Origin of the sequence: Stenotrophomonas maltophilia group sp. Smal32 (assembly GCF_030237085.1) — a bacterium.
In the GTDB taxonomy this organism is placed as follows: domain Bacteria; phylum Pseudomonadota; class Gammaproteobacteria; order Xanthomonadales; family Xanthomonadaceae; genus Stenotrophomonas; species Stenotrophomonas maltophilia_Q.
This window is the reverse complement of record NZ_JASJSI010000122.1, coordinates 1-12101: the sequence shown is the minus strand read 5'-3', so window position 1 is coordinate 12101 and position 12101 is coordinate 1. Positions and strand designations below refer to the sequence as shown.

Below are 12101 nucleotides of genomic sequence, written 5' to 3'. Positions count from 1 at the left end.
CACCCTCAGCGGGCAATTTGGGAAAAGACCCCTACACCCAACTCCAAGCCCCCTCCGGGCCCCCCCCCCCACCCCCAGGCCCCGCCCCCCCCCCCCCCGCCCGCCCCCCGGGGCGGGCCCGCGGCCCAGGGCCCCCGGGCCCGCCCCCCCGCGGGGCCCCCGCCCCCCCACGCGGGCGGGCGCCCCCCCGGGGGGCCGGCTTATGCTGGGACGCAGCCGAGCATGGGCTCGGCTCTACAACGGTGAACGGCGCTGCCGCCACTGTTCGCGCGACTGGCCCCAGATCTGCATCGGCTTGTCGTTGTACGGCGGCGGCAGTTCGCCCATCCGCAACAGCGTGCTGCCGAGCTTGCGCGCGACCGCCCGCGAGTTGTCGTTGTTCTCGGCGATGGTATGGACCACCTCGACCCAACCCAGCGTGTCGAAGGCCCAGTCGATCGCCGCCACGGCAGCTTCCGGCGCATAGCCCCGGCCCCAGCTGGCATGACGGATGCCCCAACCCACCTCGGTACCCGGCCAGTCCTGCGGTTGCCAGGGGCCCAGCCGCCCGATCCAGTCTCCGCTGGATTTCTCGATCACGCTGAACATCGAGAAGCCGAACAGCTGCCAGGCGCCGGCCAGGCTGCAGAAACCGCGCCATGCCACCGACGCCGGTTGCACGCCACCCAGGGTGCGCATCGTTTCCTCGTCGGCGCAGAACGCCAGGTAAGGTTCGTAGTCCTCGCGCAGCAGCGGGCGCAGGATCAGGCGCTCTGTTTCGATGCGCAGGTCGAAGATGCTCATGCCGACTCCATGTCGAAGGGGCCACCATGATGGTGGATTCCGCGTCCACACGGATGAATGCCCGCGCTCACAAAAGAACGGGCCGGCATGAGCCGGCCCGTCGGGTACAGCAGGGGGTGTTCTGGATTACTGGCGCGTGGCCGCAGTGGCGCCGGCAGCGGCGGTCTGCGTGACCAGCTGGCCATCGACCACCGGCAGGCGATCGCTGGCCGGCTTGTTGTCCATGCGCACCGTCTTCTCGGCGCCGTCGTAGCGGTAGGTCACGTTGTACCCCTTCACCACGTCATTGGTGCCCATGGCGATGCGGTTGCCCGGCTTGCTGGCCATTCGCATGGTGCCGGTGGTGCCGTCCTCGTTGAGGTAGGTCACGTTGTAGCCGGTAACACGGCTCGACTCGGAGGTGGCGGTCTCGGTGTGGCACTGGCGCTCGGTACGGTTGACCACGCGGCCACCCACGTGGCGCTTGTCGATCTGGTTGCCGATGAAGCCACCGGCCACGGCACCGGCGGCGGTCGCGGCCTTCTTGCCGTTGCCACCGCCAACCTGGTTGCCGAGCAGGCCGCCGACCACCGCGCCGACCACGGTGCCGCCGACATTGCCGTCACGCTCCGGCAGGCGCTCCTGCACGGTCACGTCCTGGCAGACCTCGTGCGGGGTCTGGGTGGTGGAGGTCTCGCGCACGGCATCGGTGCCGATCACGGTGGCGTAGGCCTTCTGCTTCTCGGTGATCGGGTCGACCTTCAGCACGTCGGCATATTCCAGCCCGCGCGGCGCAGACGGGTCGAGCTTGTCACCACGTGCGCCATCGTCAACGGCGTTGCCGTCAACCAGGCGTGATTCACCGTTGGGGGTTCCGGCGCTGATGGAATCTGGCGATTTGTCGCCGCTCTTCATGAAGGCGGCGGTGGCGATGCCACCGACCAGCAGCGCGCCCGCTGCGACCAGGACAGTTGTAGTTGTGCTTTTCATGACCTGCTCCTTGCGGACCATCCGCAACGTTCTCGGGCCAGATTGCAGCATGCACTGCCTGAACGGAATCTCCACATTTCCTGCTCATTCCTGTAACCCATTCAGCATCGGGAAATGCTGGGCCCGTGGTAGCGTTTGCATATTCCCCAGGAGGATCCACGCCATGGCCAACCCGATGCTGCTGCCGGTACTGCAGTGGGCCCGCCGGCTGCGCTACCCCACCCTGTTCAAGCTCACCGCCGGCCTGTTCGTACTGACCCTGTTCATCCCCGACCCGATCCCGTTCGTCGACGAACTGGTACTGGGCTTCGGTACCCTGCTGCTGGCCAACTGGAAGAGCCGCAATACCGTCCCGGCCCCGCCGCCGCTGGAACAGCGTTGACCCCGCTGGTCGACAGCCACTGCCATCTGGATGCCAGTGAATTCGATGCTGACCGCACGGCGGTGATCGAGCGCGCAGGCGCCGCAGGCGTGCGCGAGCAGGTGGTACCGGCCGTCACCGCCGCCAGCTGGCCGAAGCTGCGCGAGGTCTGCCGGCAGGCACCGGGGCTGTACCCGGCTTACGGCCTGCATCCGATGTTCCTGACCGAGCACCGGCCCGAGCATCTGCCGCTGCTGCGCGAGTGGATCGAGCGCGAACGACCGTGTGCGATCGGCGAATGCGGGCTCGATTTCTTCGTCGAGGGATTGGACGCAGAGGCACAGCAGGCGTACTTCATCGGCCAACTGGAACTGGCCCGCGAGTTCGAGCTGCCGGTGATCCTGCATGCGCGACGCGCGGTGGACGCAGTGATCGCCGCGATCCGTCGCATCGGCGGCCTGCGTGGCGTGGTGCACAGCTTTTCCGGCAGCCCGGAACAGGCCGCGCAACTGCATCGGCAAGGCTTCCTGCTTGGTCTTGGCGGTCCACTGACCTACGAACGCGCGCAACGGCTGCAGCGCCTGGTGCGCGGGATGCCGCTGGAACAACTGCTGCTGGAAACCGATGCACCGGATCAGCCCGATGCCGGCATCCGCGGCCAGCGCAACGAACCGGCGCGGTTGGCGGTCATCGCCCGCCACGTGGCCGCACTGCGCGGAATGGATGTTGAAGCCGTGGCACATGCCACGACTGAGAACGCGCGCCGATTGTTCGGCCTGCCAGCCATCTGACGGTCGTGCCGGCCGCTGGCCGGCACGCCATCCGGTAGGTGCCGACCTCGGCCGGCACGATCCATCAGGCCTCGCTGGCCTCAGCCACCCCGGCCTTCACCTTCTTCGGCTCCAGCAGCATTTCCAGCGCCTTGCCCACCGCAGCGAACGCGAACGCTCCGGTGATGTGCGTTGCCGCACCGAGGCCTGCGCCGCAGTCCAGCTTCAGTGCTGCATCCGCACCCAGGTTCGGACGGATGCCGCAGACGCTGCCATCGGCCTGCGGATACTTCACGTTTTCCAGCGAGTACACCGCCGGCACGCCAAAATAGCGCTTGGCGTTCTTCGGGAAATTGAACTCGCTGCGCAGCTTCTTGCGGATCAGCGCCAGCATGGCGTCATGCTCGGTGCGAGAGACATCGCGGATCCGCACCAGGGTCGGATCGGTGCGACCACCGGCAGCCCCCACGGTCAGCAGCGGCAGCTTGCGGCGACGGCACCAGGCGATCGTCTCGACCTTGACCCGGAAGCTGTCGCAGGCATCGATCACCAGATCGAATCCACGGTCCAGCAACTCGGCCATGTTGGACACGGTCAGGAACGCCTGGACGGCATCGACCTCGATGTCCGGGTTGATCGCGCGGCAGCGCTCTGCCATTGCCTCGGCCTTGTTGCGGCCGTAGTTGCCCTCCATCGCCGGCAGCTGCCGGTTGGTGTTGGACACGCAGATGTCATCGGCGTCGATCAGGGTCAGGTGGCCGACCGCCGAACGCGCCAGCGCTTCCACCACCCACGAGCCGACCCCGCCCATGCCCACCACCGCCACGCGGCTGCCCTGCAGGCGCTCAAGCGCACCTACGCCATACAGCCGTTCGATGCCGGCGAAGCGTTGTTTGACCTGTTCGTTCATCCGGCTATTTTAACGTGCAGGCGTCAGCGCCTACAGCGCGCCGGCATCGAACCCACCGTTGCACGCCCGGAGAGCCCGCCATGAACGCCAGCCCGCCCCGCCGCCCGTCCACTGCCCATCGCTACCTGTTCGTGCTGTGCCTGGGCCTGCTGATCGGCCTGGTTGCCACGGTCATGGTCGGCCGCGCCCTGCAGGCCCGCCGCGACCCGTTCCCGGACAGCCTGATGCAGGTGATGCAGCGGCAATCGCAGCTGCTGCAGCAGGCCCAGCAGCAGAACCGCTGCAGCCTGGCCGACAGCGTGCCGCGGCTGCAGGCCCTGCGCCTTCTGTCCAACGACCTCGACCTGGCCTTTCCCGGGCTGAAGGACAATAGCCGGTTCCAGCAGCACGCCAGCCAGCTGCGCGGCAACCTCAACGCCGCGCTGGCGGCGCCGCCCAGTGACTGCACCGCCTTGGCCAAGGTGGTGGAAACCGTGCAGGCCGACTGCCGGGCCTGCCACCAGGACTTCCGCTGACGCGCATTCATCCTGTAGCCGGGCAAGCCACGCCTGGTTGGCACCTTGTTCACGTTCGAAAGGAGAGGATTCGTCCACCCTGCTGCATGACGCAGTACCCACCCAACGCACCCGCCTTCACGGCCAGGAGACGCCCCATGAAGATCCAGCTCATTGCCGCCAGCGCCATCGCTACCCTCGCCCTGGCTGGCTGTGCCACCTCGCCCGGCTACGGTGGCGGTGGTTACAACAACGGCTACAACAATGGCGGCTACGGCAACAACGGCGGTTACAATCAGGGCCGTTGCGCCGACTGTGGCATCGTCACCCGCATCAACACCGTGCCCTCGGGCCGCACCGCGCCCAGCGCGACCGGCGCCATCCTCGGCGGCATCGTCGGTGCCGTGGCCGGCCATGAGATCTCCGATCACACCGGCGGCAGCCGTGGCAACAAGAACATCGCCGCAGCCGCAGGCGCGGTCGGCGGTGCGCTGGCGGGCAACCAGATCCAGAAGAACGTCACCAGCGATACCTACGACATCAGCGTGCGCATGGATGATGGCCGCACCATCGTGGTCAACCAGCGCGACCTCGGCGGCATCCGCGAAAACACCTATGTGCGCGTGGTCAACGGCAAGGTCATCCTGCGCTGACCTGCACCGGGCCGACGGCAAAGAAAAAGGCCCGCTTGCGCGGGCCTTTTTCATGTGACGGCTTGCAGCGCGATCAGGTCGGCTGCACGGCGTCGGCCTGCAGGCCCTTCTGGCCCTGCACGACGGTGAAGGTGACCTTCTGGCCTTCCTTCAGGCTCTTGAAGCCCTGGGTCTGGATGGCACGGAAGTGCACGAACACGTCTTCGCCGTTTTCACGGCTGATGAAGCCGAAGCCCTTTGCATCGTTGAACCACTTGACGGTACCGGTCTCGCGATCAGACATCTCACTAACTCCCTGGTGACTCTCTCTTGTTGTAGGAAACGCCTGGTGGGCGGCTGACAAGCAAGGGGGAAGCGAGGTGCATCGATGCAGCGGATCGGGAAGATCTTGCTTCATCAGGCCACGATCCACGGTGACCTTGCCAAGCTCAGCGACTGCAACTTAACCCGCCCAAAACGAAAAAGCAACTGGCAAAATCTTTCACTGTCAACCCCAAAACGGCCACCATACGGGACAGCATGGGACTCTCATTCATCTTATATCTGCTAGCGGTCATTTTCGTCCTTGTCGGCATCGCCGGAATCATCCTGCCGGCCCTGCCCGGCATCCCGCTGGTGTTCATCGGACTGCTGCTGGCAGCGTGGGCGGACGGCTTCGCCCACGTTGGTTGGCCGACCCTGGTTGCGCTGGGGGTACTGACCCTGCTCTCGTTGCTGGTGGACGTGCTGGCCACCGTGGTGGGGGCGCAGCGGGTCGGTGCCAGCCGCAAGGCACTGTGGGGAACCTTCGTCGGCAGCATCGTCGGCCTGTTCTTCATGCCGATCGGCCTGTTCGCCGGCCCGTTGATCGGCGCCCTGCTGGGCGAGTACTGGCACACCCGCGAACTGGGGCGCTCGACCAAGGTAGGCCTGGCCACATGGCTTGGCATCCTGCTCGGCCTGGCGCTGAAGCTGGCGGTGGTGATCGCGATGCTGGGGCTGTTTGCGTTCGCCTGGTTCCTGTGACCAACCTCTCCTTCACGCCACGCGCACGCGGTGGCCGTGCATAAACCGTGGGGGCTGGCCGTGATCCGGTGCAGCCTCCACACTGTGCGATTCCCGTATTCACCGAAGGGCCTGCTGCAATGACCCTGTCTCCGCTGCTTCCCCGCTTCGCGCCGCTGGCGCTGGCATTGGCCAGTGCGCCACTGGCCGCGCAGGAGTTCGCGCCCAGTGCCGACGCCTCGCCGGCCGCGTGCGCGGCAATTACCACCGACGCTGCCCGCCTGGCCTGTTATGACCGCCAGTTCGGGCGTACCCCGCAGGCCACCGCCGAGGCCGACGCTGCGGCCGAGGCAGCCGCGCAGGCCCGTCGCGAAGAACGCCAGACTGCACGCGTCAGCCAGGGCGAAGAGAAACTGCGCGAGCGGGTCAGTGACCTGTTCCGCCCAGCGGCCCCTGACAGCGCACTGGCCAATGCCGGCCGTGGCTCGCTGCTGGACAGCCGCTGGGAGCTGGCCGAAGACTCCAAGCTCGGCCCGTTCCAGCTGCGCGCCTACAAGCCGGTGTACCTGTTGCCGGCGTTCTGGACCAGCGACCGCAACACCACGCCGCACTCGCCGAACCCGGCCAACACGGTCACCACGCCGCAGGTGCTGGACAGTGCCGAACTGAAATTCCAGATCAGCTTCAAGACCAAGATCGCCGAGAACCTGTTCGGCGACAACGGCGACATCTGGGCCGGCTACACCCAGAGCTCGCGCTGGCAGGCCTACAACGGCGAGGATTCGCGCCCGTTCCGCGAAACCAACTACGAGCCGGAAGTGATGATGGTGTTCCGCAATGGCTACTCGATCGGTGGCTGGCGCGGGCGCATGACCGGCATCGCGCTGAACCACCAGTCCAATGGCCGCGCCGACCCGCTGTCGCGCAGCTGGAACCGGGTGATGCTCAACATCGGCCTGGACCGTGAGAACTGGGCGCTGGTGCTGCGCCCCTGGTACCGCATTCCCGAGACCCGCAGCGACGACAACAACCCGGACATCGAGGATTACATGGGCCGCGGTGATGCGACCCTGACCTGGAACCGCAACGGCCATGAGGTCTCGCTGATGGCGCGCCACTCGCTGCGCACCGGCAGCCGCTCGCACGGTGCCCTGCAGCTGGATTACGGCTTCCCGATCAGCAACCTGCTGCGCGGCCATGTACAGGTGTTCGACGGCTACGGCGAAAGCCTGATCGACTACAACCACAAGGCCACCTACGTGGGCGTGGGCGTATCCCTGCTGGAGTGGTTCTGATGCACGTGACGATCTGGCACAACCCGGCCTGCAGCAACTCGCGCGGCGCACTGAAGCTGATACGTGATGCGGGCTTCGAGCCGGTGGTGGTCGACTACCTGGACAGCCCGCCGGACGTCGCCGCGCTGCGCCAGGTGCTGGCCGAATCCGGGCTGGACGCGCAGGCGCTGGTGCGCAGCAAGGAAGCGCAGTTCACCGAACTGGGCCTGGAAGATGCGGACGAGGCCAGGCTGCTGGCGGCGATGGCCGAACACCCGCGGCTGATCAACCGCCCCGTGGTGCGCACCGACAAGGGCACGCGCCTGTGCCGTCCACCGGAAACGGTGCTGGAGATCCTGTAACCCGCACCGCTCTGGTAGAGCCGAGCCATGCTCGGCTGCGCTTCGCGTGCAACCCGTGAATGCAGCCGAGCATGGGTCGGCTCTACAGAACGGCTACAGCCAGTCGGTGATGCCTTCGCGGCGATACACCTCGGCGAACGCCGGGCGCGCCTTCATCGACGCGGCGTGCGCCTTCAGTACCGGCCAGGTGTCGCTGGGTTTGGGCATGTTGCGCGACCAGCGCATCAGCATCACCAGCATGTAATCGACCACGCAGGGCGTGGCGCCCAGCAGGTAGGGACCATGTGACTGCAGGTGCGTGGCGACATGCTGCCAGGCCGCTTCAAGGCGCTGACGTGCCATCTCGCGGCTGGCCTCGACGTTCGCCTCGCCCGCCACCTCGTTCGGATAGAACCAGGCACGGTAGGCCGGCTGAAGCGTATTGGCGCACCAGAACATCCAACGATAGGCATCGGCGCGCTGCGGTGTACCCACCGCGGGCAGCAGGCCGGCGTCCGGATGGCGATCGGCCAGATACAGCGCGATGGCCGCCGCTTCAGTCAGCACCAGGCCATCGATCAGCAGTGTCGGCACCACACCGGCCGGATTGAGCGCCAGGTACTGCGCCGACTTGTGCTCGCGCGTATCGAAATCCAGCAGCACCAGTTCATGCTCGATGCCCAGCTCGATCAGCAGCCAGTGCACAACCAGGGCGGCGGTACTGGTCGAACCATACAGCGTGGTGCTCATGCGGAAGATCCTGTGCAGGTGGATCAGCCGATTATGCGCCCACGCGCGCGATCGTTGCTCAGCCGCAGCTGCTCATGCAGGAATCCCGGCGTTCGCCACAGGACATCATCGGTGCGCGCATCGTGCAGTCATGCGCCTTCAGTTCGCAGGCACGGCGCAGGTCCGGGTTGTCCACGTCCTTGCAACGCTTGTCCGGCGCCGGCACCACCTGCTGCTCGCAATTGCCCTGGCGGCTGCCGAGGGAGTCATTCTGCGCCATGCAGCTGCGATAGCCGGCCTGGCACTGCACACGGCATTGCGCCGATGCGGGGAAATCCGCGCCTTCGTACGACGCAGGGGTGCTGCAGCCGGCCAGGGCCAGCAGCACGCCTACCACGATGAATCGATGCAGGGCCATGGACACGTCCTGTGCGAGCGTGCGCCGACCGTAGCAGAGTAACCGCTACAGGAGCGTTAATCCTTCTGCCCACACAACAACGGCGCCACACGGGCGCCGTTTCCTGGTCCGCGGCGGAAGGCTTACTCCACCACTACCGGAATCTTGCCGATGCGGGCCTGCCATTCGCGCGGGCCGGTCTTGTGCACCGACTCGCCGGTGGAATCAACCGCCACGGTCACCGGCATGTCCTGCACGGTGAACTCGTAGATCGCTTCCATGCCCAGGTCGGCGAAGCCGACGACCTTGGCCGCCTTGATCGCCTTGGACACCAGGTAGGCCGAACCACCGACGGCCATCAGGTAGGCCGACTTGTTGTCACGGATCGCCTCGATGGCCGCCGGGCCGCGCTCGGCCTTGCCGACCATGCCCAGCAGGCCGGTCTGCTCCAGCACCTGGCGGGTGAACTTGTCCATGCGGGTCGCCGTGGTCGGACCTGCCGGGCCCACCACTTCATCGCGCACCGGATCGACCGGGCCGACGTAGTAGATGAAGCGCCCCTTCAGGTCGACCGGCAGTTCCTCGCCCTTGTTGAGCATGTCGACCATGCGCTTGTGCGCGGCGTCGCGGCCGGTCAGCAGCTTGCCGTTGAGCAGCAGGGTCTGGCCGGGCTTCCAGCTGGCCACGTCTTCCGGGGTGATCGTGTCCAGGTCCACTCGGGTGCCCTTGGACGCGTCGTAGGTCAGCTTCGGCCAGTCTTCCAGCGACGGCGGGTCCAGCATCACCGGGCCGCTGCCATCCAGCGTGAAATGCGCATGGCGGGTCGCAGCGCAGTTCGGAATCATCGCCACCGGCAGGTTGGCCGCGTGGGTCGGGTAATCGTTGATCTTGATGTCGAGCACGGTGGTCAGGCCGCCCAAGCCCTGGGCGCCAATGCCCAGGGCGTTGACCTTCTCGTACAGCTCCAGGCGCAGCTCTTCGATGCGGTTGGAGGCACCACGGGCCTGCAGCTCGGTGATGTCGATCGGCTCCATCAGCGCTTCCTTGGCCAGCAGCATCGCCTTCTCGGCGGTGCCACCGATGCCGATGCCAAGCATGCCCGGCGGGCACCAGCCAGCGCCCATGGTCGGCACGGTCTTCAGCACCCAGTCGACGATCGAGTCGGACGGGTTGAGCATGGCGAACTTGGTCTTGGCTTCCGAACCACCGCCCTTGGCGGCCACGATCACATCGACCGTGTTGCCCGGCACCACCTTCACGTTCACCACGCCCGGGGTGTTGTCCCTGGTGTTGATGCGCTTGCCGGCCGGATCAGCCAGCACCGAGGCGCGCAGCTTGTTGTCCGGGTGCATGTAGGCGCGGCGCACGCCTTCATTGGCCATGTCTTCCACGCCCATGGTGGCGTCGTCCCAGCGCACGTCCATGCCGATTTCCAGGAACACGGTGACGATGCCGGTGTCCTGGCAGATCGGACGGTGGCCTTCGGCGCACATGCGCGAATTGATCAGGATCTGGGCCATCGCTTCCTTCGCGGCCGGCGACTCCTCGCGCTCATAGGCGGCGGCGAGGTTCTTGATGTAGTCGACCGGGTGGTAGTACGAGATGTACTGCAGCGCGTCGGCGATGGACTGGATGAGGTCTTCCTGCTTGATCGATGTCACGGCTTGCTCGCTTGCTCGAGGCTGGCGGGGGTAATCCACCCATTTTACCCCCTCCCCCGGCCGCAGGGTGGTAGTGCCGGCCGCTGGCCGGCAAGATCTGACCATGGCCCCCTGTCACGCCACGCGCCGCTGCGGCGTCCTTGCCTACATGAACGCCGAAACCGCTTTCCAGACCCACCGCCCGCGCCTGATGGCGCTGGCCTACCGCCTGCTCGGCAGCCGCGCCGACGCCGAAGACGTGGTCCAGGATGCCTGGCTGCGCTGGTCCGGCGCCGATCCGACCGGGGTCCGCGATGCCGAGGCCTGGCTGGTCACCACCACCACACGACTCGGCCTGGACCGCCTTCGTGCCGCCAAGCGTGAGCGCGCGCACTACGTCGGCCCCTGGCTCGCGGAGCCGCTGGCAGTCACGCTGGAGCCCGATCCTGCGCCCGACCCGGCCCAGCTGCACGCGCTGGCCGACGATGTCTCGGTCGCCTTCCTGACCCTGCTTGAGCAGCTGGGCCCTGAAGAGCGCGCCGCTTTCCTGCTGAAGGAAGCCTTCGACCACGACTATCGCGAGATCGCCGACCTGATCGGCCACAGCGAGGCCAACTGCCGGCAGCTGGTGCACCGAGCGAAACAGCGCCTGCAGTCCGGGCGGCCCCGCTTCAACGCCGACGCCAGCCAGCACCGGCAGTTGCTGGCGCGCTTCATGGATGCTTCGCAACGTGGCGACAGCGAGGCGATCCAGGCTCTGCTGCACACCAACGCGTTGCTGGTGTCCGACGGCGGCGGCGTGGTCACCGCGGCAGTGCGTCCACTGCTGGGCGCCGAGCGCATCGGCCGCCTGTTCTGGGCGATCGCACGTCGTGGCGCGGTGCATCCAGCGCAGCTGGGCTACGTCAACGGCGAGCCGGCGATCCTGCGTTTCATCGGCGACCGCCTGCACTCAGTCACCACCATCGAGGTGGTCGATGGCCGTATTGCCAATGTGTACAGCGTGCTGAATCCGGAAAAGCTGCCGGATGTTGTCACGCGCGGCGACGGTACGGCGTCCTGGTAGTGAAAGGCGGCCACTGTGGCCGCCGTGGAGCCGAAAATGTCCGACCACGCCTCTCCCCGCGTTCCGTACACCCGCCTGGCCGCCGAGGCCTTCAAGGGCCTGCTGGCCACCAGCAAGGCGGTGCATGAAAGCTCGATTGATCCGACCCTGATGGAACTGCTGTTCCTGCGCGTATCGCAGCTCAACGGCTGTGGCTACTGCATGGACATGCACGGCACTGCGCTGCGCAAGGGCGGCATCGAGCCGCGCAAGCTGGACACGCTGCCGGCCTGGCATGAAAGCCGCTTCTTCGATGCGCGCGAACGCGCGGCGCTGGGCTGGGCGGAGGCGCTGACCCGGCTGACCGACGGTGCACCGTCGCAGGAAGTGTTCGATGCACTGGCCCCGCACTTCGATGAGAAGGGCATCAGTGACCTGAGCATGGGCATTGCGGTGATCAACGCCTGGAACCGGCTGGGTGCGGGGCTGCTGCCGCCGCTGCCGTAAAGGGGGGCTGGCCGGGCTGCCGCCCGGCACCCGCAGAGGCAACAGCCGAAACAACAGCAACGTCAGAAGCTGGTTTCCTGAGGGATGGCGAGGTGGATCCGGTTACGGGAGACGCCGTAAACCCGTCCTTGGGGGCTTGGCAGCCGCATCCATGCGGCTGACACTCCCGCAACCGGACCCACCCCGCCCTCCACGGACTTCTACTGCTGCTGGTAGGTGTCGACCCTGGTCGACACGGTAGATC

General features: G+C 66.8%; 16 protein-coding genes. 9 read left to right on the top strand and 7 right to left on the bottom strand.

Annotated features, from left to right (window positions below; all coding sequences use genetic code 11):
* Positions 1-234: 234 nt before the first annotated feature.
* Both QRO91_RS19685 and QRO91_RS19680 read right to left on the bottom strand, forming a co-directional pair.
* A complete protein-coding gene (locus tag QRO91_RS19685) occupies positions 235-783 on the bottom strand; it encodes a GNAT family N-acetyltransferase (RefSeq protein WP_049429420.1) in 549 nt (182 codons plus the stop codon).
* A 126-nt stretch (positions 784-909) separates the two neighbouring features.
* Positions 910-1752 carry a glycine zipper 2TM domain-containing protein gene (locus QRO91_RS19680; RefSeq protein WP_197651037.1) on the bottom strand — a complete coding sequence of 281 codons (843 nt, stop codon included), beginning with the start codon at positions 1750-1752 and terminating at the stop codon, positions 910-912.
* Positions 1753-1915: 163 nt separating this feature from the next.
* On the opposite strand from QRO91_RS19680, the gene QRO91_RS19675 reads away from it, so the two are divergent.
* Positions 1916-2134, top strand: coding sequence for a DUF6116 family protein (locus QRO91_RS19675; protein ID WP_005410285.1), 219 nt, complete (start codon positions 1916-1918; stop codon positions 2132-2134).
* Positions 2131-2904 (top strand): TatD family hydrolase, encoded by a 774-nt coding sequence (locus tag QRO91_RS19670; RefSeq protein WP_049429421.1) that lies wholly within the window; start codon positions 2131-2133, stop codon positions 2902-2904. Before QRO91_RS19675 ends, QRO91_RS19670 begins: the two co-directional genes overlap by 4 nt.
* 64 nt (positions 2905-2968) lie before the next feature.
* Here QRO91_RS19670 and QRO91_RS19665 read toward each other — a convergent pair whose 3' ends face one another.
* The gene (locus QRO91_RS19665; protein WP_049429422.1) at positions 2969-3793 is read right to left on the bottom strand and encodes a ThiF family adenylyltransferase; all 825 of its coding nucleotides are present in this window, start codon (positions 3791-3793) and stop codon (positions 2969-2971) included.
* Between the two features lie 80 nt (positions 3794-3873).
* Between QRO91_RS19665 and QRO91_RS19660 the strand changes: the two genes are divergently transcribed.
* Entirely contained in the window at positions 3874-4308 is a 435-nt protein-coding gene (locus QRO91_RS19660; RefSeq protein ID WP_049429423.1) for a cytochrome c, read from the top strand.
* Between the two features lie 137 nt (positions 4309-4445).
* Positions 4446-4940 (top strand): glycine zipper 2TM domain-containing protein, encoded by a 495-nt coding sequence (locus tag QRO91_RS19655; protein ID WP_005410289.1) that lies wholly within the window; start codon positions 4446-4448, stop codon positions 4938-4940.
* A gap of 73 nt (positions 4941-5013) precedes the next feature.
* Here QRO91_RS19655 and QRO91_RS19650 read toward each other — a convergent pair whose 3' ends face one another.
* Entirely contained in the window at positions 5014-5223 is a 210-nt protein-coding gene (locus tag QRO91_RS19650) for a cold-shock protein (protein ID WP_005410290.1), read from the bottom strand.
* Positions 5224-5459: 236 nt separating this feature from the next.
* Here QRO91_RS19650 and QRO91_RS19645 point away from each other — a divergent pair, with 236 nt between their 5' ends.
* The 3 genes from QRO91_RS19645 to arsC all read left to right on the top strand — a co-directional run bounded on the left by QRO91_RS19645 (position 5460) and on the right by arsC (position 7560).
* Positions 5460-5945 carry a DUF456 domain-containing protein gene (locus QRO91_RS19645; protein ID WP_049429424.1) on the top strand — a complete coding sequence of 162 codons (486 nt, stop codon included), beginning with the start codon at positions 5460-5462 and terminating at the stop codon, positions 5943-5945.
* 119 nt (positions 5946-6064) lie between these two features.
* Entirely contained in the window at positions 6065-7219 is a 1155-nt protein-coding gene (locus QRO91_RS19640; protein WP_049429425.1) for a phospholipase A, read from the top strand.
* Entirely contained in the window at positions 7219-7560 is a 342-nt protein-coding gene (gene arsC / locus QRO91_RS19635; protein WP_049429426.1) for an arsenate reductase (glutaredoxin), read from the top strand. The genes QRO91_RS19640 and arsC overlap by 1 nt, the downstream gene beginning before the upstream one ends.
* Before the next feature lie 93 nt (positions 7561-7653).
* Here the strand turns inward: arsC and QRO91_RS19630 are convergent, their stop codons facing one another.
* From QRO91_RS19630 to QRO91_RS19620, 3 genes are all read right to left on the bottom strand, one after another.
* Positions 7654-8289 (bottom strand): glutathione S-transferase family protein, encoded by a 636-nt coding sequence (locus QRO91_RS19630; RefSeq protein WP_049429427.1) that lies wholly within the window; start codon positions 8287-8289, stop codon positions 7654-7656.
* A gap of 58 nt (positions 8290-8347) precedes the next feature.
* Positions 8348-8686 (bottom strand): hypothetical protein, encoded by a 339-nt coding sequence (locus QRO91_RS19625; protein WP_049429428.1) that lies wholly within the window; start codon positions 8684-8686, stop codon positions 8348-8350.
* A gap of 122 nt (positions 8687-8808) precedes the next feature.
* Positions 8809-10326 (bottom strand): fumarate hydratase, encoded by a 1518-nt coding sequence (locus QRO91_RS19620; protein WP_049429429.1) that lies wholly within the window; start codon positions 10324-10326, stop codon positions 8809-8811.
* A gap of 148 nt (positions 10327-10474) precedes the next feature.
* Between QRO91_RS19620 and QRO91_RS19615 the strand changes: the two genes are divergently transcribed.
* Both QRO91_RS19615 and QRO91_RS19610 read left to right on the top strand, forming a co-directional pair.
* Positions 10475-11371, top strand: a complete 897-nt coding sequence (locus tag QRO91_RS19615) for an RNA polymerase sigma-70 factor (RefSeq protein ID WP_049429430.1) — start codon at positions 10475-10477, stop codon at positions 11369-11371.
* A 36-nt stretch (positions 11372-11407) separates the two neighbouring features.
* Positions 11408-11857: a carboxymuconolactone decarboxylase family protein gene (locus QRO91_RS19610; protein ID WP_049429431.1), complete on the top strand. Its 450-nt coding sequence runs from the start codon at positions 11408-11410 to the stop codon at positions 11855-11857.
* The last annotated feature ends 244 nt before the right edge of the window (positions 11858-12101 follow it).

Excerpts from the sequence above, each read along its gene's own strand:
- QRO91_RS19685 (WP_049429420.1), bottom strand. The coding sequence starts at position 783 with ATGAGCATCTTCGACCTGCGCATCGAAACAGAGCGCCTGATCCTGCGC.
- QRO91_RS19680 (WP_197651037.1), bottom strand. The coding sequence starts at position 1,752 with ATGAAAAGCACAACTACAACTGTCCTGGTCGCAGCGGGCGCGCTGCTG.
- QRO91_RS19675 (WP_005410285.1), top strand. The coding sequence starts at position 1,916 with ATGGCCAACCCGATGCTGCTGCCGGTACTGCAGTGGGCCCGCCGGCTG.
- QRO91_RS19665 (WP_049429422.1), bottom strand. The coding sequence starts at position 3,793 with ATGAACGAACAGGTCAAACAACGCTTCGCCGGCATCGAACGGCTGTAT.
- QRO91_RS19660 (WP_049429423.1), top strand. The coding sequence starts at position 3,874 with ATGAACGCCAGCCCGCCCCGCCGCCCGTCCACTGCCCATCGCTACCTG.
- QRO91_RS19655 (WP_005410289.1), top strand. The coding sequence starts at position 4,446 with ATGAAGATCCAGCTCATTGCCGCCAGCGCCATCGCTACCCTCGCCCTG.
- QRO91_RS19650 (WP_005410290.1), bottom strand. The coding sequence starts at position 5,223 with ATGTCTGATCGCGAGACCGGTACCGTCAAGTGGTTCAACGATGCAAAG.
- QRO91_RS19645 (WP_049429424.1), top strand. The coding sequence starts at position 5,460 with ATGGGACTCTCATTCATCTTATATCTGCTAGCGGTCATTTTCGTCCTT.
- QRO91_RS19640 (WP_049429425.1), top strand. The coding sequence starts at position 6,065 with ATGACCCTGTCTCCGCTGCTTCCCCGCTTCGCGCCGCTGGCGCTGGCA.
- arsC (WP_049429426.1), top strand. The coding sequence starts at position 7,219 with ATGCACGTGACGATCTGGCACAACCCGGCCTGCAGCAACTCGCGCGGC.
- QRO91_RS19630 (WP_049429427.1), bottom strand. The coding sequence starts at position 8,289 with ATGAGCACCACGCTGTATGGTTCGACCAGTACCGCCGCCCTGGTTGTG.
- QRO91_RS19625 (WP_049429428.1), bottom strand. The coding sequence starts at position 8,686 with ATGGCCCTGCATCGATTCATCGTGGTAGGCGTGCTGCTGGCCCTGGCC.
- QRO91_RS19615 (WP_049429430.1), top strand. The coding sequence starts at position 10,475 with ATGAACGCCGAAACCGCTTTCCAGACCCACCGCCCGCGCCTGATGGCG.
- QRO91_RS19610 (WP_049429431.1), top strand. The coding sequence starts at position 11,408 with ATGTCCGACCACGCCTCTCCCCGCGTTCCGTACACCCGCCTGGCCGCC.